Source organism: Lentzea sp. HUAS12, assembly GCF_024125735.1.
In the GTDB taxonomy this organism is placed as follows: Bacteria; Actinomycetota; Actinomycetes; order Mycobacteriales; family Pseudonocardiaceae; genus Lentzea; species Lentzea albida.
The window spans coordinates 61,504-80,410 of record NZ_CP099738.1 but is presented as its reverse complement, the minus strand read 5'-3'; the positions used below and the strand labels follow the sequence as shown (position 1 = coordinate 80,410).

Here is an 18,907-nt window from a genome sequence, read left to right as displayed (position 1 = left end):
AGGGGGCCACTTTCTCCGCAAGGCCCTGGTTGCGAGGACCTTTGGCCTCGTGTGCCACCAGTGCACACGAGGCCAGACTGCGTCTTGTGACATCCTTCGGAAACACCCTCGCAACACTGCTGGTCGCCGTCAGCACGGTCGGTGGCAGCCCAGGGGTCTCCCCGGTCAGAGTCAACGAGATAGCACTCGGGACTGCCGGATTCGTCGAACTGCGCAACACCGGCAGCGCCGCGGCAGACATCGGAGGATGGACGATCGAGACATGCGAGGACGGCATCATGCGAATCCTCGCCACCATCCCACCCAACACCGTCCTACCAGCGGGCGAATACTTTGTGGTGGTCGGCTCCGAGTTCAGCGGAACCATGCCGCCCGGACTCCTGGTGGACGCGGTCCACGGAGCGGGCGTTATCACCAGAAACCGGACAGGTGCGCACATCGACAGCATCGGCCTGAGCTCGCACTCGCCGTGCCGCGAAGACGATCCAGCGACACCGTGCGCCGATTCCTCGCTCGGCCGTGATACGGCCTCCCGCGACACGAATCGCAACTCGACGGACTTCACCTGCCAGATTCCGTCTCCTGGTGAAAACAATCCGTAACCTGAACGAAATGGCCCCTTTCGGACCCGAACAGTGGAGAGCAGAGTCAGTTCCAGCGGCACGACAGGCTATCCCCGACAAGCCAGTCAGCCGTTCGTGAGAAAGTCCAAAACATTTCTCGAAGGGACAGGACAATGCGTCGACTGCTGAGTGGCGCCACCGCACTCGCGATCGCGGGCACCATCGCGCTCACGGGTCTGGCGAGCGCCGCCGAGGAGCCGGAGGCTCCCGAGGTCATGCAGCTTCCGGTAGTGCTGATCAACGAGGTTTCCGCGATGGGCCCCAACGGGCCGCTCGACGAGGCCATCGAGATCATCAACACCTCGTCGCAGCAGCTTGACCTGAACAACTGGGTCATCCGGATCTACAACCAGCGCAACGAGGTCATCCAGACGATTCCGCTGGTCGACGTGACCGGTGAGTCGGTCGTGCTGGCGCCGAACGGCAACGTCGGCAGCACGCTCGTGCTGACCGGCGCCGAGTTCTCCGGCACCGTGACCAGCCCGAACGTCCAGCCCGTGCGCTTCCTCGGCGAGGAGGGCATCCCGGTCCACGGTGGTGTCGCGGTCTTCGGCAGCGCCGCACCGAACGCCTTCAAGGTCGACGGTGTCGCGTTCTCGTCGGCGGTGTCCGCCGCCAAGGAGGGCGTGCACGCGCAGCCCGAGAACCAGCGCACGGCGCAGCTCAACGGTTCGAACACGCGGAACCTGCTGAACCAGGACACGAACAACAACCAGCGCGACTTCTCGTTGCAGGAGCGCACCTTCTGATCGACGAGATCTGATCGTCCAAGCGGGTGCACAGGACGTGCCCGGGTCGTTGTTCCTCGACGGCCCGGGCACTTCTCTTGTGGCGCGAAGTCGCCAACGGCGACCAGCCGCCGCTTTTTCCTGTTTCCCAACGATTTGCGGCCCCTCATCCTGCTGTGACTGATCACCGAGGAGGCGCCGTGATTCGACAGGTTCTGGCACTTGCCATCACAGCGGCCGCAGTGGCCGCGCCACCGGTGTCCGCCGCCCCGGCGACGTCGACCGCGCCGCGGACGTCCGAGACGTCACATCGGATCACGCTCATCACCGGCGACGTCGTCGACTACACCGAACGCTCGGACGGTCGCGAGGTCGTCCAGGTCCACGCCGCGCCCCGCGACGGGGAACCTCCGATCTTCCACACGATGACGACGGACAAAGGTCTGCACGTCTACCCGTCCGACGCGATCGGCGCCATCACCTCGGGCACCGTCGAGCGCTCCCTCTTCAACGTCACGGACCTGGTCCGCACCGGCCAGTCCGATGATCGGGCCACCACCGTCCCCGTTCTCGTCACCGGCGGTGTCTTCGCCAGTGCCCACACGAGGATCAACAGCATCAACGCTTCCGGCGTCCACGTGGAGAAAACCAGGACGCGGGAGTTCTGGCGGTCACTGGACACGAGCGCGAAATCCGGTGTGCGGGTGCGCTACGACCGCCCGATCCGTCTCGCGCTCGACCAGACCACGAAACAGGTCGGTGCTCCCGCCGCCTGGCAGGCCGGCCTGAACGGCAAGGGCGTCAGCGTCGCCGTCGTCGACACCGGCATCGACGCGGGACATCCCGACGTCGCCGGGAAGATCACCGCGGCGGAGAACTTCTCCGACGAACCCGACGTGGTGGACCGGCACGGCCACGGCACGCACGTCGCGTCGATCATCGCGGGCACCGGGCAGGCCTCGGCGGGCCGCTACCAGGGCGTCGCTCCCGCCGCGAACATCATCGTGGCCAAGGTGTTCAACGCGGCGGGAGAGGCGGACACCTCGCAGGTGATGGCCGGCATCGAGTGGGCGGCCCGGTCCGGAGCCAAGATCGTCAACCTCAGCCTCGGCGGTGCCGTCACGGACGGCACCGACGAGCTGAGCGCGCTGGTGGACCGGCTCTCCGCCGACACGGGCGCGCTGTTCGTGGTGGCGGCGGGCAACAACGGCCCGGCCGGCCGCTCGGTGACCTCGCCCGGCGCGGCGACCTCCGCGCTCACCGTCGGTGCGGTGGACCGGCAGGACGGGCCGGCTCCGTTCAGCAGCACCGGCCCGCGCATCGGCGACGCCCACGCGAAGCCCGAGATCAACGCTCCCGGCGTCGGCGTCGTCGCGGCCCGCGCCGCCGAGACCGGCATGGGTGCTCCGGTCAACGACCGCTACACCGCCGCGTCAGGCACGTCGATGGCCACGCCGCACGTCGCGGGCGCCGCCGCGCTGCTGGCGCAGCAGCACCCGGAGTGGAACGGCGAAACGCTGAAGAACGCGCTCGTCACCAGCGCGACCGACGTCGGCATGCCCTGGTACGAGCAGGGCGCCGGCCGGCTCGACGTGAAACGGGCGATCACCCAGAAGGCCACCGGCACCGCGTCGGCGAACTTCGGGCGCTACGAGCGCGGCCCGCGAGGGGTCCTCACCCGCGAACTCGAGTACGTCAACGACTCCGACGCGGCGCTGACCCTGGACCTCGCCGCGACGGTGAAGGGCTGGGACGGGAAGTCCACGACGGGGTTCCAGCTCAGCACGAGCAAACTGACCGTCGCTGCTCGCTCCAAGGCCACGGCGGTGCTCACCCTCGACCCCGAGGTCGGCCCCGCGGGCGTGTACGGCGGCGTCGTCGTCGCCACCGGTCGGGAGGTGTCCCTCCGCACCCCCGTCGCCGTGTACGAGGCGCCTCGGACGTTTCCGGTGTCGGTGCACGTCCGCGACGCCGCCGGCAGGCCACCGGCTCCCGCTTTCGGCCAGCTGATCGACGACTCCAACGGCGGCGACGACGTCAACGACCCGTTCGACGACACCGTCAGCTACGTGTTCGACGTCGTCGACGGCGAAGGCACCGCGAACGTGCCGACCGGCAGGTACTCCGCGCTGAGCTGGGCGACGGAGAACAGCGCGGGCACCCGCCGCTGGTCCGCGCTCGCCGCACCGGAGCTGACCGTCACCGGCGCCGCGGAGGTCTCGCTCGACGCGCAGAGGACCGTGCCGATCGAGGTCGTGCCTCCCGGCCCGGCCGAACAGCGGGACCGCACCGTCGCGATGCGCCGCGTGCTGCCCGCCGAGGGCGGGAGAGCGCCTTTGATCACCGAGATGACCGCCGCACTGGGTTCGGCTCCGTGGGAGGTGCGCGCCACACCCGCCGCCGCCTCGAAGCGAGGTGCGATCTCGTTGCAGGACAACGTGACGCTGCAGACGGCCACCGTCACGGCGACGTCCGGCGGGCGGACGCTCAGGACCGACGGCGACGTGGGCGTGCTGACCGCGAAGTGGTCCGGTGACCGCGACCTCGCGATCGGGGGCGACGCGGCCCTGGTGAAGATCAAGCCGGACACCCCGGCCGCGATGGTCAAGGCCGCGAACGCAGCCGCGGCCGCCGCCGCACAGCAGGGAAAGAAGGCAGTTCTGTCCTATGTGGACGCCTCAGGCGCACTCGCGCTCACCGGGCTGTCGAGCGTCGCGCTGCCGTCGTTGAGCATCAGCAACGCCGAGGGCGAGTTCCTGGCAGGTCAGAAGGCGGTGCGGCTGAGCGTCGCACGGAGTCCGGAAGCGGTGTTCAACCTCAGCTACCTGGACGCGAACGGCATCCCCGCGGACCACCGCCGGGTCGTCGACCCGGCCGCGCTCGTGCAGCGCAGGACCGCCTACCACGCCGAGAAGCCCGGGCTGACCGTGCAGAAGTCGTGGTACCCGTTCCCCACCGGCCTCTGGCAGTCGATGATCATGCGCGGTACCTCGTTCACCCCGCCGGCCGCGTGGACCGAGTACATCGGCCCCGGCGACGACCGCGTCGTCTGGAAGCGTTCGGTGACGCTGAGCGGCACCGACGCCCAGGGCCAGCGGGCGGCCATGACCATGTTCCAGGAGAACGTGTTCCGCACCGGCCAGCCACCAGGGGTCGAACGCTGGTTCGCCGGGCCGGTGCACAGCACGGTGATCGACCTGCAGTCCGACCACCCGGCCCGCTACCCGGCCTCCGGCACCTCGTGGCGGCAGCTCTGCTCCCACTGCCGTGCGGGCGACACGTTCGTCCCTGCGCTGCAGTGGACGGACGACACGCCCGGTCACTACACGAACCCCTACCAGAACAGCAAGTACTTCACCACGACCAAGGTCCGTCTCTTCCGGGGAACCGAGGAGATCCCCGCCAACCAGGAACCACTGGCGTTCTACCCCACGTTCACGATGCTCCCGGAGAGGGCCACCTACCGGCTCGAGGCGGTCGAGACCCACGCACCGGGAGCCGTCGCGGGCGCGGTCAACCCGGTCCTGTTCACCTCGGCACCGCGAACGGACACCACGTGGACGTTCCAGTCCTACCGTTCGCTCAACCCGGCACCACGCGGCTACTCCTGCCACGGGCAGGCGACCAGTTGCCAGTTCCAGCCACTGATCCGCCTCCGCCACGACCTGCCGCTCGACCTCACGAACTCGGCACCGGCGGGCGAACCGTTCGTCTGGCACGTGCACGCCACGAACAGCACACCCGTGACCGTGGTGAAGGTGCAGTGGTCGGCGGACGGCGCGACCTGGCACCAGGCGGCGGTCCAGCCGAGCGGAGACCGGTGGCAGGCCACGATCGACAAGCCCAGCGGTGACGTGTGGTTGCGCACCGAGGCCAGGGACGGCGCCGGGAACACCGTCACGCAGACCGTCCAGAAGGCGTTCCGGACTCACTCCGGCGGCTGAGGTGGCGGTAGCAGGGAACCGGCACCTCGAGCCGCGGCGCGCAGACCCGCCTGGAAACGGGTCTGCGCGCCCAACTCCTCCATCAGCCGCTGCAGGCGGCGCTGGAACGTCCGATAGCTCAGCCCGAGCTGCTTGGCGATGCTCCGGTCCGGCAGCCCGGTGGCCAGCAACGCGAGCAGCCGCGCGTCCTCGATCAGCACCTCGCTGCTCGCGGGCCGGCCCGGCAGGGACAGCGGCACCGCGTCCTCCCACAGCGTGGCGAACAGTGCTCCGAGCGAGTCGAGCAACGCCGACCGGTACACGATCACCGCGCTCTCCAGCGTGGTCTCGGTGCTGTGCAAAGGGATGAGTCCCAGATGACCGTCCGCCAGGATCATCTTCGTCGGCGCGACGGCGACGACCCGCGCCTCCTCCCCCAGCGACAGCCCCATCTCCAGGTCGGCGCGCAGGTCGTGCAGCTCGAGCGCCCGGCGCTCGTAGATCCCGCGGAACCGGACGCCGCGGTTCAGCAGCTCCTCCTCCACCGGGTGCAACGACGTGGGAGCCTTGGCGTAGGGCGGCTTGTCGACGAAGCAGACCTCGTGCCGGGCGGTGCGCATGACCTGGTCGACGCGCCGCGAGATCGCCTCGGCGCCGTGCACGACCTCGACGAGGTCGGCGGGCGCGCGCACCGCGGCCGCGCGTTCGTACCGGGCCTGCAACTCCCCGGCCAGCACCCGGTCGCGCCGCAGGTCGTCCTCCCTGCGCAGGAAGTGCACGGCCAGCGCGACGTCCGGAGCCACCGCGATGTACAGCCCGTTGACCTCGTGGACGAACCCGAGGTCCGCCAACGACCTCAGCGCGGCGCGGACGGTCCTGTCCGCCAGATCTGTCGCGAGGCAGAGCTCGGTGACACCGAGCTGGTAGGAGCTCACCAGCGCCTCGTAGACCTTGTGTTCAGCCGGACGCAATCCGAGCACGCAGGCCAGTATGCCGACTTCGGCGCGGGGTGGCGCGGGGCCGGAACCGGGACGGCCTCACTCCCCGACGAGGTGCGCCTGCAGGTCGTCCACGAAACGGCTGAGCAGCCGGCCGAACGTCGCCCTGTCCTCCTCCGACCAGTCGGCGATCGCGTCACCGAACCAGCCGAGGATCGCCTCCAGGTAGCGCCCGGCCGCCGCCGCGCCCGCGTCCGTCAGCTCGACGAGACGCGCGCGCTGGTCGTCCGGATCGACGACGCGGCGGACCAGGCCGGCCCGCTCCAGGTCATGCAGGTGCCTCGTGACGTGCGGACCGACGACCTGCATCCGCGCGGCGATCTCCCCGACCCGCAGCGGCTTGCCGGCCATGCGCAGGGTGAGCAGCACGGTCAGGCCGGGACGGTCCAGCGGCAGGCCGACCGCCTCCATCGCGCGCTCGACCAACCGGCTGCGGTTGAGCACGGTGCCCAGTTGCATCAGGTGCGGCACCAGCGCCGCGGGGTCCAGGCCGTCGCTCATTTCACACCTTACTTACCTAACTTAGGTATACGCTTGGCTCAGTCGCTCGTCACCGTAGCGATCATCGCGGCCCGAAAAATGATACCTAAGTTAGTTATCTGGAGGGACCATGAGCTCTGTCCTGATCTCCGGCGCCAGCATCGCCGGCCCCGCGCTCGCGTTCTGGTTGCGGCGGCACGGCTTCGACGTGACCGTCGTCGAGAAGTCCCACACCCTGCGCGGCGGCGGCTACCCGATCGACATCCGCGGCACGGCGCTCGACGTGGTCCAGCGGATGGGTCTGCTCCCCCGGCTCAGGGAGGCCCACGTGGACACGCGCCGCATCACGTTCCTCGACGCCGACGGCAGCCAGGCCGCGTCGATCCACCCCGAGTCGCTCATCGGCGGTGACGGCACCGACCTGGAGGTCCGGCGCGGTGACCTCGCCGAAATCCTCTACGACACCGTGCGCCACGACGTCGAGTTCCTGTTCGACAACACCATCGTCTCGTTGGACGAGCACGACGGCGGAGTGGACGTGACGTTCCGCAGCGGCCTCCAGCGCACCTACGACCACGTGATCGGCGCTGATGGGCTGCACTCGAACGTGCGCGCGTTGACGTTCGGTCCGGAGGAGCAGTTCCACCGCTATCTCGGCTTCTGCTTCGCGGGCTTCACCCTGCCCAACCACCTGGACCTGCGGCAGGAAGCCGTGATGTGGAACGAACCCGGTCGCGGCGCCGTGCTGTACGCGGTGGGACCGGCCGAGAACGTGCACGGCTTCCTGAGCTTCTCGCGCGACGAGGCCCCGTTCGGCGCGTTCCGCGACCCGCAGGCCCAACGCGACCTGGTGGCGTCGGTCTTCGACGGGGACGGCTGGGAGGTGCCGCACATGGTCAAGGCCATGCAGGAGGCCGACGACCTGTTCTTCGACACGGTCAGCCAGATCCGCATGCCGCGCTGGTCGTCGGGCCGCGTCGCGTTGGTCGGTGACGCCGCCTACGCCCCGTCGTTCCTCACGGGCCAAGGGTCGAGCCTCGCGCTCGTGGGCGCCTACGTGCTGGCGGGCAACATGGCCGACTTCGGCGCGTACGAGCGCACGATGCGGCCGTTCGTCGAGGCGAACCAGGGCCTGGTGGACGTGGGCGACGCGGAACTGCTGCCCCGCACCGCCGAGACCCTCGCGGCTCGCAACGCCGCCCTGCACTCGCGCGAGACGTTGCCGGCCCCGGCCCCGCGGCCCGAACACTCGGCCCTCACGCTCCCGGACTTCAGCTAGGCACACAACAGGTTCTCCACAGGCGACTCACAGGAAGCAGCCGCACTCTGAGTCGCATGACCGACAACCACGACCGCGGCCTCCAGTTCGACCTCGCCACGCTGATCGGGCGCAGGCGGGCGTTGTCGCTGCTCGGCGGCGCAGGCCTCACGCTCGTGGCCTGCGCCCCGTCGACCACCACCGCGACGTCGACCACCACCACCGGCTCGTCCACGACCACCACGACCGCCGACGGCTCGCCGCTGGAGGCGATCCCCGAGGAGACCGCCGGCCCCTACCCCGGCGACGGCTCCAACGGCCCGAACGCGCTGACGCAGAGCGGCATCGTGCGTTCGGACATCCGCTCCAGCTTCGGGTCCTCGACCCGCACGGCCGAGGGCGTGCAGCTGACCATCGACCTGACGGTCAAGAAGGAGGACGGCAGCGCGTTCGCCGGCGCCGCGGTGTACCTGTGGCACTGCGACATCAACGGCGACTACTCGATGTACTCGGACCGCGTGAAGGACGAGAACTTCCTGCGCGGCGTCCAGGAGGCCGACTCCTCCGGCAGGCTGGAGTTCGTCAGCGTCTTCCCCGGCGCGTACTCGGGGCGCTGGCCGCACATCCACTTCGAGGTCTACCCGAGCCTCGCCGAGGCGACCAGGGCGGGCAACAAGATCACGACCTCGCAGCTCGCGTTGCCCGAGACGACGTGCAAGGAGGTCTACGGCACGACCGGCTACACGCAGAGCGTCCGGAACATGTCGAGGACCTCGCTGGAGCAGGACATGGTGTTCCGCGACGGGGTGGACGAGCAGATGGCCACGATGTCGGGCAACGCCCAGTCCGGCTACACCGCCTCACTGACCTTCGCGGTGCAGGGCTAGCCACAGTTCCGCGCGCAGGCCGGGCGAGTCGAGCGAGCGCCCCAGGGCCTGCTCGGCCTTCCGCACCCGGTTCCTCAGGGTGTGGCGGTGCACGCCGAGCTGTGCCGCCGCCGGGTCCCAGGCGCCGTGGTGGGTCAGCCAGACCCGCAGCGTCTCGCGGGTCTCGGGGTCGAGCGGCCCGAGCAGCGCGTCCGCGAACCCTTCCGGGACCTCGAGGCTGCCCGCGAGGTCCTCGAACCGGCGCACACCCGCCTGACGCGCCTGACAGGCCTCGCGGTAGCCGCGCGCCACCTCGGTGATGTCCACTTCGGACGACGCGGTGCCGTCGAAGTGCTGTGCCAGGACGACTATCCGGCCGTCGTGCTCGGCCCAGAACCCGCCCTCGGGCGGCTCGTCGGCGAGGAAGACGCGGAAGCGCTCGGGCAGGCCGTCGACCGGGATCCCGTTCAGCAGCAACCGGAACTGGCCCGCGCGCAGCTCCCGATGCGCCGCGTCGACGGCGTCGTTCTGCGCCAGGGCGAGGGTGAGCAGCGAGGCCGCGGTGTTCACGATGCCCGGATCCGGGCTCGCGGCACCGACCGCCAGCACACCCCGGGCACGGCTGCCGAGCACCTGGAGGAACACGTGCACGCCGTCGAGCTCGAACGCGGCGCTGGCGAGTCCGCCCGCCGTCCTCAGCCGGGCGAGCTCGCCGGTCAGGTCGGGGACGAGGCGCAGGTTGTGCGCGTGGACGGGCTCCCCCGCCGCGTCGAGCAGCACGACCCAGCCGTCGACCCACTGCCCGAGCCGCCGCACCACACCGGCCACACCACCCCGCACGGCCGCCCGGCTCAACGCCCGTTGCGCCTCGCTCATCCGCGTCAGTGCCGCGTACTCGTCCGCGGCGAGTGTCTTCGACACCGCCTTGCTGATCGCGATGAACGGCACCTCGCGCGGCACCTCGACCAGGCCCAGTCCCGCCCCGGCGGCCGCTTCCACCAGTTCGGGCGGCACGACGTCGTGGCCCAGTCCCGTACCGAAACCGAGCCCGACCACGCCCGCCCGCACGAGCCGTTCGACGTACTCGGCGCCGACCACGGCCAGCCCCGTCGTCAGGAGCAGCTCGCCGCCTTCCAGGAACGGCGTGGGGTCCGCGAGCTCGGTGCCGTGCACCCAGCCGACGGGCCTCGACACGTCCCCGGCCAGCACCGGGAGCCGCAGCGTCCGAGCCAGGTCCCGCAGCGTGATGGGCATGTGCCAGTTTGTACAACCTCAACCGCGAAGACCGCCATTTCAGCCACTGCGCGCCGCGTTGACCAGGGCCATGCTGAGCACATGACCCGACTGCGCACCGCGATCCCCGGTCCCAAGTCGCTGGAACTCCAGGCGCGGCGCAAGGGTGCCGTCGCCACCGGAGTCGGCTCGACGCTGCCCGTCTACATCGACTCCGCCGACGACGGCCTGCTGGTCGACGTCGACGGCAACCAGCTCATCGATCTCGGCTCCGGCATCGCGGTGACGAACGCGGGCAACCCCGCGCCCGCCGTCGCCGAGGCGGTGCACGCGCAGATCGACAGGTTCAGCCACACCTGTTTCATGATCACGCCGTACGAGAGCTACCTCGAGGTCTGCGAGGCGTTGAACGAGCTCACGCCGGGCGAGCACGAGAAGCGGTCGGTGCTGTTCAACTCCGGCGCGGAGGCCGTCGAGAACGCGGTCAAGATCGCCCGGCACGTCACCGGCAGGCAGGCCGTCGTGGTGTTCGACCACGGCTACCACGGCCGCACGAACCTCACGATGGCGTTGACGGCCAAGAACATGCCGTACAAGCACCGGTTCGGACCGTTCGCGCCCGAGGTCTACCGCGTGCCGGGGTCCTACCCGCTGCACGACGGCCTCACCGGTGCCGAAGCCGCGGCCAGGGCGATCGCGGCGATCGAGAAGCAGGTCGGCGCGGACAACACCGCCGCCCTCGTGATCGAGCCGATCCAGGGCGAGGGCGGGTTCGTCGAGCCCGCCGAGGGCTTCCTGCCGGCGATCGCGCAGTGGTGCCGTGACCGCGGCGTGCTGTTCGTCGCCGACGAGATCCAGACGGGCTTCTGCCGCACCGGCTCGTGGTTCGCGCTCGACCACGAGGGTGTGGTGCCGGACCTGATCACCACGGCCAAGGGCATCGCGGGCGGCCTGCCGCTCGCCGCCGTGACCGGTCGCGCCGAGATCATGGACGCCGTGCACGTCGGCGGCCTCGGCGGCACCTACGGCGGCAACCCGGTGGCCTGCGCCGGCGCTCTGGGCGCCATCCGCACGATGCGCGAGCGCGACCTCAACGCGGCCGCCCGCCGCATCGAGGAGACGGTGCTGGGCCGTCTCCGGGCGATCGCGGAGAAGACCGACGTCATCGCGGACATCCGCGGCCGCGGCGCGATGCTCGCCATCGAGTTCACCGAACGCACGCCCGACGTCGCCGCACGCGTCGCGAAAGCGTGCCACGAACAGGGTGTCGTCGTGCTGACGTGCGGCACCTACGGCAACGTGATCCGCTTGCTGCCACCGTTGGTCATCCCGGACGACCTGCTCGCCGAAGGTCTCGACGTGCTCGAAGGAGCCCTGCTCGCATGATCGACTTCCACACCGCCGCCGACGTCGAGAACGCCGTCGCGAAGGCTTCCGCCGTCGCTCCCGAACTCGCCGCGCTGCCCGCGCACCGCCGCGCGTCCGCTCTGGACCACGTCTCGCGCCGGCTGGCCGAACGCGCCGAGGAGTTCGCGCAGGCCATCAACGACGATTCGGGCAAGCCGCTGAAGTGGGCGCGCGTCGAGGTGACCCGCGCGATCTCCACGTTCCGCTGGGCGTCCGAGGAGGCGCGCCGGTTCTCCGGTGAACTGCAGCGCCTCGACACCGACCCGTCCGCCGAGGGCCGCCTCGCCCTGGTCCGCCGGGTACCGCGCGGCCCGGTGCTGGGCATCGCGCCGTTCAACTTCCCGCTGAACCTGGTGGCGCACAAGGTGGCACCGGCCATCGCCGTCGGCGCCCCCATCGTGCTGAAGCCCGCGCCCGCCACGCCGAAGGTCGCGTTCCTGCTCGCCGACCTGTTCGCCGAGACGGACCTGCCGGACGGCGCGTTCTCGGTCCTGCACCTGTCCAATGAGGACACCGCCGCGCTGGTCGAGGACCCGCGCCTGCCCGTGGTGTCGTTCACCGGCTCCGGCCCGGTCGGCTGGGGCATCAAGGACCGCGTGCCGCGCAAGCACGTGACGCTCGAACTCGGCGGCAACGCGGCCGCGATCGTCGCGCCGGACTGGCAGGACGTCGAGTTCGCGGCACAGCGCATCGCCACGTTCGCGATGTATCAGGCGGGCCAGTCGTGCATCTCGGTGCAGCGCGTCTTCGTGCACACCGACCTGTACGACGCGATCTCGGAGGCCGTGGTGCGGCACGTCGCCAAGCTCGACGTGGCGGGCGACGTCGGCCCGTTGATCAACGACGCCGCCGCCGACCGCGTCGAGGAGTGGGTGCGCGAGGCGTCGGCCACGGTTCTCACCGGCGGCACCCGCGACGGCCGCACCTACGCGCCGACCGTGCTGACGGACGTGCCGGAGGACTCGAAGGTCAACGCCGAGGAGGTCTTCGGCCCGGTCGTGACGCTGACCCGCGTGGACGGCGTCGAGGAGGCGTTCGACCGCGTGAACGCGTCGCGCTACGGCCTGCAGGCGGGCCTGTTCACCACGGACGTGCGACTCGCTTTCCGCGCCGCGCAACGACTCCAGGTCGGCGGCGTGATCGTCGGCGACGTGCCGAGCTACCGCGCGGACCAGATGCCGTACGGCGGCGTGAAGGAGTCCGGCACCGGCCGGGAGGGCCTGCGCGCAGCCATGGAGGACCTGACCGAACCACGCGTGCTCGTCCTGACCGGCCTGGAGCTGTGACCCCCGCACTCCTCCGACGCGCGAGGCGCACTTGACCTTGACTGCGATGATCTGCACGTGGCCGTCACGATCAGGGATGTCGCTCGCCAGGCTCAGGTCTCCGTCTCGACGGTCTCGCGCGCGCTCAGCGCACCGGGCCTGGTGAAGGAGGCCACCCGCCAACGCGTCCTGGAGGTCGTCGCCGGCCTCGGTTACCAGCCGAACCGCGCGGCACGCAGCCTGATCACCGGCCGCACCGGCAACCTCGGCATCGTGGTGCCCGACCTGCTCAACCCGTTCTTCCCGTCGGTCCTGCGGGGAGTGCAGACGAGGGCGGGCGAGGCGGGCACCTCGGTGTTCTTCACCGACAGCAGGGAAGACCCCGACACCGAGGCACAGCTGGTGCGCACGATGTCCGCGCAGGTCGACGGCGTGGTCCTGTGCGCCTCACTGCTCTCCGACGACACCATCGCCGAGCTGGCGGCACTCACCCCGCTGGTGCTCATCAACCGCATCGTGCCGGGCGTCTCGTCCGTCCTGATGGACAGCGCCTCGGGCATGGACCAGGTCGTGACGCACCTGGAAGCGTTGGGCCACAAGCACCACGCCTACCTAGGCGGCCCGGCAGCGGCGTGGTCGAACAACCGCAGGATCCAGGGCCTGGCAGGCCGAGCGCATCTGCTCGGCTCGTTCGACCCGAACTTCGACGGCGGCTACCGGGCAGCGGAACAGGCACTCGAGACGGGCGCGACGGCGTTCATCGCCTACAACGACCTCATCGCCCTGGGCGCACTCGCCCACCTGGCGGAACGCGGCATCAAGGTGCCGGACGAGATCAGCGTGACGGGCTTCGACGACATCCTCTACGCCACCATGTGCTCCCCGCCCCTGACGACGGTCCACATGCCGACGGAAACCGCGGGCGAGGTCGCCGTTGACCTGCTCGCCACTCTCCTCGACGGCGGACCCGCCGAGCACCGGGAACTCCCGACGACACTCGTAGTGCGTGGAAGCACGGCCAAACCTCGGATGTCGGTCTGACTCCCGGCAGCATGACCGGAACCTGACGGAGACCCTGCCCGCCGACACGGGTAGGACGGATCCCTCAGGCGTGAATCACCCATTCGACGCGACCGCATTCATCACGGTGAACACGCGACCACGTCGAGTGATCTCTAGTCGTACCCGCGAACGTGCCCGTCCTCGTCGGCGAGAATGTCGTAGCCATCCATGCGAAGCTCCTTCCACCACTAGTCGACCAACAAACAGTAGAGCCTCAGCCGCGTCCTGTGGAGTGAATTTACGCCGCAACCGGGGTAGTCAACGCTAACCCAAAGGAGTCGCAGGGACACCATGCTCATCGCAATCGTGACAACCACAGCCCTGCTCCTCCCCACACCCCCCACCAGCACCGATCCGGTGGCCACCACGGTGCACACCATCAACACCTACCGCGCAATGCACGGCGCGCCACCCCTCTCACTCGATTCCGAAGTGTCAAGAACGGCGCAAGAATGGGCGGACCACCTCCAGTCCACAAACCGATTCGAACACCGACCTCACAACCCCTACGGCGAGAACCTCTACGAGACCGGCCACAACCGATCAATCGATTCAGCGGCAGCCGACGCCCTCGAGGACTGGTACCGCGAATCCCGCCGCTACGACTACTCCGAGGAGATGACGCAGTCGAACGTCGACCTCTCACTCCTGCACTTCACCGCGATGGTGTGGAAGTCGTCCGACCGGGTGGGCGTGGGCCTGGCCCGGGGCCGCAACGGCACCTACGTGGTCGTCAACTTCGCGGCACGCGGCAACACGCTGAACCGCTTCCGGGCGAACGTGCACCCACCGACCGAGAGCTGAGGGCGGTGGGGACGGGTTGGGACAGACGCGAAGCCGAAGGCGAGCCGTGCGATCGGTGCGATGCCGCAGGCGAGCCGTCCTGAGCAAAGAGGAACCGGCGGTGGGGTCCCATCACGAGTCGCGCCACCATCAGCCTGCCCGCGGCGCTACCCCCTGATCAGATTGCCGGGGTCTGGAGCAGAGCCCCAGGGGAAGCACGCAAGGCGACCAGGCCACACGCAACAGCGACCACCCGCACAAGCAGCCGACCTCTCACCGCAACCCAGCAGTCTCCGTAACCGCCCTCAAAGCCGCCACCACAGCAGAAAACGGCGGCAACCCAGGCCTCCCACCAGCCCCAGGCCCATCCCCCAACCACCGCACCCCACCCCCATCGATCCGGGAGGGCGGCAAAGGCACCAACGTCCCCAACCGATGAGTGAGGGCTCCCCGAGCCCGCAACCGAATCAGGTTCACCTGAGAGGCGGAATCCGCGGACTCGGTGAGAAGCAACCACCTCTCCGCACGCCCAGCGGCAGGCAACACCACCACAGGCCCACCAAGGAGCCGCACGGACAGGTACTGCTGCACCTCGGCCCCAACCCCGGCCGGCATCTCCACAGCGGACACCACGGCATCGGTGGTCAGCAGCAACCGGTTCTCCGACCGCAACACCAACCACCCCCACTCCGCATACCGCTCCAACGCCCCGGCAAACGTCTCAAGCCGCGGCAGGACCTCCGACGACAGGGCTTCGGACGGCAGTACTCCCTCAGGCGAGCTCATCGATCTCACCCTCACTCATCTCGGTGCGGTGTAACTCCGATCACACGATTTGACTACCCACCACCACAAAATTCACTATCGGCGCGCCATCGTCATACTCGAACGGGGCTGGAGCACGTGAGTCACCTGCGGGAACGGCATGTCACCATGATCGCGCTGGGTGGCGTGATCGGAGCGGGTCTGTTCGTCGGGACCGGGGCGGGCATCGCGCTCGCCGGGCCGGCTGTCCTGATCTCCTTCGCGTTCGCCGGGCTCCTGGCGCTCCTCGTCCTGCGGATGCTCGGCGAGATGGCGGCCGAGCACCCGAGTGGCGGCGCGTTCTCGGTGCACGCGGAGAAGGCGATCGGGCCGTGGGCCGGGTTCACGGTCGGCTGGACCTACTGGGCCGCGGTGGGTGTGGTGCTCGCCGTCGAGGCGACCGGGGCGGCGAAGATCGCCTCGACATGGCTCCCCGCGGTGCCGCAGTGGACGTGGGTGCTCGTCTTCATGTCGGCGCTGACCGCGGTGAACCTCGTGAACGTGCGCAGCTTCGGCGAGTTCGAGTTCTGGTTCGCGGGGCTCAAGGTCGCCGCGATCGTGCTCTTCCTCCTGCTCGGCCTGGCGGCCATCGCGGGCATCGGGTTCGACTCCCCCGGCACCGCGAACCTGGAGGACTTCCTGCCCAACGGGTGGGGCGGCGTGGTGGCCGGTTTCATGGTCACCGTGTTCGCGTTCGGCGGGCTGGAGGTCGTCACGATCGCCGCCGCGGACGCCGAAGACCCGAAGCAGGCCGTCAAGAAGGCCGTGCGGACGTCCATGACGCGGCTGCTGGTCTTCTACCTCGGCTCGATGGCGGTGGTGGTGACCCTGCTGCCGTGGAACGACTCCGAGGTCGGCGCGAGCCCGTACGTCGCCGTGCTCAACCGGCTCGGCATCCCCGCGGCCGGGCAGATCATGAACGTCGTCATCTTCGTGGCGCTGCTGAGCGCCATCAACGCCACCCTCTACGGCGCCGCGCGCATGCTCAGCTCGCTCGCCGAGCGCGGTGAGGCACCGAAAGCCTTGCTGCTCAAGAAGAACGGGGTTCCCCGCAACGCCGTGCTCGCGTCGGTCGCGTTCGGATTCTTCTCGGTGCTGCTCAACTACCTCTGGCCGGACACGGTGTTCCTGCTGCTGCTCAACGCCGTGGGCTCGGCCCTGCTGGTCGTCTGGGCGTTCATCGCCGTCTCGCAGCTCCGGCTGCGCCGCGGCACCCGGAACCCGGCCGTTCCCATGTGGGGTTACCCGTACCTGTCTTGGTTGGCGCTCGCGGCGATCGTCACGGTCATCGTGCTGATGCTGAGCGACGAGCAGGCCCGCGTCCAGATCCTGTCCACGGGCGTGCTCGTCGCCGCCATCGCGGCGGTGGCGCTCATCAGGTCAGCGGTCCGCCGCAACGGGGAGAAGATCAGTCGGTGATGTTCTTCAGCCGGTAGGGCTTGTACTTCGAGTCCGTCAGGCCGTACGTGAGCACGCGGTGGTCGGTGCCGTGGCCACCGCGCTGCTCGTACGCCAGGTACTGCGACCTGTCGTCCGCAGTCCACTTCTCGAAGATCACGACGTGCCGGAATTCCTCGCCGGGTTCGTCGACCGGGTCGATGAGGAGATCACCCGGCTGCAGATCGGCGACCTCGATCGGCGTGGTGTATTCGTCGGTTGCGAGAACAACGGTGTTCGGACCGCCCTGGGGATTCGCATTGTCCAGCAGGGCGGCCATCGAGACGAAACCCGAACAGTCCTGCCGATACCCGTCCGTCCAGTACTCCGTCATGCTGTACGGCACCTGCGCGCCACCGTTCGCGGTCAGCCACGTCGCGGCCCGTTGGAGCAGCTCACCCCTGCTGATCTGCGCTTCCGGCACCGCAGACGCCGCGGGAGCACCCACGAGGACGAGCGCGAAGAATGCGGCGATCAACGTTGAAATGAATTTCACGACTTCCCCCTGCATCGACAAGAGCGGATTTCGCAGCTCCAACCGAACACAGCCGAGAAGTGGAGGTCAAGAACACCGGCGGGTAAACCACCCGCACCGGCGAATTAGTGGTGTGTCCCAGAAGGTCGGCGAGGTGATCCACGCTCAGCAGGGCGCCTCGCGGCAACCTTCTGCGCCACACCACTACGCCGAGCGGCTCTGCGGGCTCAGCAGTTCGTTGATGGAATCGAGCGAGATCCCGAGGGCGCCGGCGAGCGCGGCGATGGTGAAGAACGACGGCGTGGGTGCGCGTCCCGTCTCGATCTTGCGCACGGTCTCGGCGGACAGGCCCGCGCGGGCCGCGATCTCGACCATGCTCTCGTCACCGCGGGCGTCCCGCAGCAACTGACCGAGCCGCCTGCCGCGATCCCGTTCCAGTGACGTCAGGGGGATGCGCACCATGCCTGCGGATTCTACGCGAACCAGACGCTCCGGGTGACGTGAGAAAAGTCCGTTGCACGGCCCCGCGATCACGACATAGGTTCGAAGTACACAAGAGAGGAGGTGGTCCAAAGTTGTATAGCTACAGGACTCGTGAGGTGGCTGTCCGCTAGGACCGCCTTTGGTGACGCCTAGTCGTAAACCCAGGCAGCCACCCGACCCCCGGACTTCGAGCGCTGGTCCCGCTCGGCCTGCTCGCGCAGGAGTCGTCCGGGGGTTGTCCCGTTTCCGGGCCCTGTCAGGCCCGCGCAGCCGCCTTCTGGACGGCCACCAGGTCCGCCACGAACGCGTCGAACGACTCGCGGAAGTCCTCCGCCCGCACGACCGACGACGGGTGCACCGTCACCCCGACCCGCAGCCCGTCGTGCTCCAGCACCTCGCCCCGGTGCCCGGTGAGCTTGAACGAGGGCCCCAGCACGGCCTTGGCCGCCACGGCGCCCAGCACGACGACGAGCCGGGGCCCCACCACCCGGATCTCCTCACGCAGCCACGGGAAGCACGCCACGACCTCGCCACGCCGGGGCGTCTGGTGGATCCGGCGCTTGCCCCGCTCGACGAACCTGAAGTGCTTCACCGCGTTCGTCAGGTACGTCTTCGCCCGGTCGATCCCGGCGGCGTCCAGTGCCTTGTCCAGCAGCCGCCCGGCGGGCCCGACGAACACGTGGCCCTCGGTGTCCTCGCGGTCACCGGGACACTCCCCCACCATCATCAGCTCCGCCGGCACCGGCCCCTCGCCGAACACCGTCTGTGAGGCGTCGCGGTGCAGATCGCACCCCCGGCACCCGGCGGCGGCCGAACGCAACGCCGCCCAGTCCTTCCCCTCGGGGACGAACTGGGCGGCGCCGGTGTCCTGGCTACTTGTCCGAGCGGAAGGCATCCTTGACCTTCTCGCCGGCCTGCTTCAGAGCGCCCTTGGCCTGCTCCGCGCGGCCCTCGGCCTGCCACTGCTCGTTGTCCGTGGCGTCGCCGACAGCTTCCTTGGCGCGGCCCTTGAGCTCCTCTGCCTTGTTGCTGATCTTGTCGTCGGCACCCATGGATCAGGCTCCTTCACTAGCGGTCGACTA

17 protein-coding genes are annotated in these 18,907 nt (G+C 69.4%); 10 read left to right on the top strand and 7 right to left on the bottom strand.

Going from position 1 to position 18,907, the window contains the following annotated elements; translation table 11 throughout:
• Positions 1-86 precede the first annotated feature (86 nt).
• The 3 genes from ND450_RS00360 to ND450_RS00350 all read left to right on the top strand — a co-directional run bounded on the left by ND450_RS00360 (position 87) and on the right by ND450_RS00350 (position 5,295).
• Positions 87-602, top strand: coding sequence for a lamin tail domain-containing protein (locus ND450_RS00360; protein WP_253324165.1), 516 nt, complete (start codon positions 87-89; stop codon positions 600-602).
• 134 nt (positions 603-736) lie between these two features.
• Positions 737-1,372, top strand: coding sequence for a lamin tail domain-containing protein (locus tag ND450_RS00355; protein WP_253324164.1), 636 nt, complete (start codon positions 737-739; stop codon positions 1,370-1,372).
• Positions 1,373-1,551: 179 nt separating this feature from the next.
• Positions 1,552-5,295: a S8 family serine peptidase gene (locus ND450_RS00350; RefSeq protein ID WP_253324163.1), complete on the top strand. Its 3,744-nt coding sequence runs from the start codon at positions 1,552-1,554 to the stop codon at positions 5,293-5,295.
• On the opposite strand, the gene ND450_RS00345 is transcribed toward ND450_RS00350, so the two are convergent.
• The gene (locus ND450_RS00345) at positions 5,280-6,254 is read right to left on the bottom strand and encodes a helix-turn-helix domain-containing protein (protein WP_253324162.1); all 975 of its coding nucleotides are present in this window, start codon (positions 6,252-6,254) and stop codon (positions 5,280-5,282) included. The two genes, ND450_RS00350 and ND450_RS00345, sit on opposite strands and share 16 nt — an antisense overlap.
• A 57-nt stretch (positions 6,255-6,311) precedes the next feature.
• Positions 6,312-6,773 carry a MarR family winged helix-turn-helix transcriptional regulator gene (locus ND450_RS00340; protein WP_253324161.1) on the bottom strand — a complete coding sequence of 154 codons (462 nt, stop codon included), beginning with the start codon at positions 6,771-6,773 and terminating at the stop codon, positions 6,312-6,314.
• 109 nt (positions 6,774-6,882) lie between these two features.
• Here ND450_RS00340 and ND450_RS00335 point away from each other — a divergent pair, with 109 nt between their 5' ends.
• Positions 6,883-8,031 carry an FAD-dependent monooxygenase gene (locus tag ND450_RS00335; protein ID WP_253324160.1) on the top strand — a complete coding sequence of 383 codons (1,149 nt, stop codon included), beginning with the start codon at positions 6,883-6,885 and terminating at the stop codon, positions 8,029-8,031.
• A gap of 56 nt (positions 8,032-8,087) precedes the next feature.
• Positions 8,088-8,897: an intradiol ring-cleavage dioxygenase gene (locus ND450_RS00330; protein WP_253324159.1), complete on the top strand. Its 810-nt coding sequence runs from the start codon at positions 8,088-8,090 to the stop codon at positions 8,895-8,897.
• Here ND450_RS00330 and ND450_RS00325 read toward each other — a convergent pair.
• Complete coding sequence (locus tag ND450_RS00325; RefSeq protein ID WP_253324158.1) at positions 8,871-10,130, bottom strand: PucR family transcriptional regulator; 1,260 nt, start codon at positions 10,128-10,130, stop codon at positions 8,871-8,873. The two genes, ND450_RS00330 and ND450_RS00325, sit on opposite strands and share 27 nt — an antisense overlap.
• 81 nt (positions 10,131-10,211) lie before the next feature.
• Here ND450_RS00325 and gabT point away from each other — a divergent pair, with 81 nt between their 5' ends.
• The 5 genes from gabT (at position 10,212) to ND450_RS00300 (ending at position 16,849) form a co-directional block, all read left to right on the top strand.
• Positions 10,212-11,495, top strand: coding sequence for a 4-aminobutyrate--2-oxoglutarate transaminase (gene gabT, locus ND450_RS00320; protein WP_253324157.1), 1,284 nt, complete (start codon positions 10,212-10,214; stop codon positions 11,493-11,495).
• Positions 11,390-12,802, top strand: a complete 1,413-nt coding sequence (locus tag ND450_RS00315) for an aldehyde dehydrogenase family protein (protein WP_371927614.1) — start codon at positions 11,390-11,392, stop codon at positions 12,800-12,802. Before gabT ends, ND450_RS00315 begins: the two co-directional genes overlap by 106 nt.
• 57 nt (positions 12,803-12,859) lie before the next feature.
• Positions 12,860-13,822 (top strand): LacI family DNA-binding transcriptional regulator, encoded by a 963-nt coding sequence (locus ND450_RS00310; RefSeq protein WP_253324155.1) that lies wholly within the window; start codon positions 12,860-12,862, stop codon positions 13,820-13,822.
• A 312-nt stretch (positions 13,823-14,134) separates the two neighbouring features.
• Positions 14,135-14,647 (top strand): CAP family protein, encoded by a 513-nt coding sequence (locus tag ND450_RS00305; protein WP_256557419.1) that lies wholly within the window; start codon positions 14,135-14,137, stop codon positions 14,645-14,647.
• A gap of 912 nt (positions 14,648-15,559) precedes the next feature.
• Positions 15,560-16,849, top strand: coding sequence for an amino acid permease (locus ND450_RS00300; RefSeq protein WP_253324153.1), 1,290 nt, complete (start codon positions 15,560-15,562; stop codon positions 16,847-16,849).
• Here ND450_RS00300 and ND450_RS00295 read toward each other — a convergent pair.
• From ND450_RS00295 to ND450_RS00280, 4 genes are all read right to left on the bottom strand, one after another.
• Entirely contained in the window at positions 16,839-17,345 is a 507-nt protein-coding gene (locus tag ND450_RS00295) for a hypothetical protein (RefSeq protein WP_253324152.1), read from the bottom strand. The two genes, ND450_RS00300 and ND450_RS00295, sit on opposite strands and share 11 nt — an antisense overlap.
• 201 nt (positions 17,346-17,546) lie before the next feature.
• On the bottom strand, positions 17,547-17,804 hold the full coding sequence (locus ND450_RS00290) for a helix-turn-helix domain-containing protein (RefSeq protein ID WP_089916728.1): 258 nt from the start codon (positions 17,802-17,804) through the stop codon (positions 17,547-17,549).
• A 277-nt stretch (positions 17,805-18,081) separates the two neighbouring features.
• Positions 18,082-18,720 (bottom strand): UdgX family uracil-DNA binding protein, encoded by a 639-nt coding sequence (locus ND450_RS00285; protein ID WP_253324151.1) that lies wholly within the window; start codon positions 18,718-18,720, stop codon positions 18,082-18,084.
• Positions 18,698-18,877 (bottom strand): CsbD family protein, encoded by a 180-nt coding sequence (locus ND450_RS00280; RefSeq protein WP_089916734.1) that lies wholly within the window; start codon positions 18,875-18,877, stop codon positions 18,698-18,700. The genes ND450_RS00285 and ND450_RS00280 overlap by 23 nt, the downstream gene beginning before the upstream one ends.
• Positions 18,878-18,907 lie beyond the last annotated feature (30 nt).

Excerpts from the sequence above, each read along its gene's own strand:
- ND450_RS00355 (WP_253324164.1), top strand. The coding sequence starts at position 737 with ATGCGTCGACTGCTGAGTGGCGCCACCGCACTCGCGATCGCGGGCACC.
- ND450_RS00300 (WP_253324153.1), top strand. The coding sequence starts at position 15,560 with ATGATCGCGCTGGGTGGCGTGATCGGAGCGGGTCTGTTCGTCGGGACC.
- ND450_RS00290 (WP_089916728.1), bottom strand. The coding sequence starts at position 17,804 with ATGGTGCGCATCCCCCTGACGTCACTGGAACGGGATCGCGGCAGGCGG.
- ND450_RS00340 (WP_253324161.1), bottom strand. The coding sequence starts at position 6,773 with ATGAGCGACGGCCTGGACCCCGCGGCGCTGGTGCCGCACCTGATGCAA.
- ND450_RS00330 (WP_253324159.1), top strand. The coding sequence starts at position 8,088 with ATGACCGACAACCACGACCGCGGCCTCCAGTTCGACCTCGCCACGCTG.
- ND450_RS00325 (WP_253324158.1), bottom strand. The coding sequence starts at position 10,130 with ATGCCCATCACGCTGCGGGACCTGGCTCGGACGCTGCGGCTCCCGGTG.
- gabT (WP_253324157.1), top strand. The coding sequence starts at position 10,212 with ATGACCCGACTGCGCACCGCGATCCCCGGTCCCAAGTCGCTGGAACTC.
- ND450_RS00305 (WP_256557419.1), top strand. The coding sequence starts at position 14,135 with ATGCTCATCGCAATCGTGACAACCACAGCCCTGCTCCTCCCCACACCC.
- ND450_RS00335 (WP_253324160.1), top strand. The coding sequence starts at position 6,883 with ATGAGCTCTGTCCTGATCTCCGGCGCCAGCATCGCCGGCCCCGCGCTC.
- ND450_RS00280 (WP_089916734.1), bottom strand. The coding sequence starts at position 18,877 with ATGGGTGCCGACGACAAGATCAGCAACAAGGCAGAGGAGCTCAAGGGC.
- ND450_RS00285 (WP_253324151.1), bottom strand. The coding sequence starts at position 18,720 with ATGCCTTCCGCTCGGACAAGTAGCCAGGACACCGGCGCCGCCCAGTTC.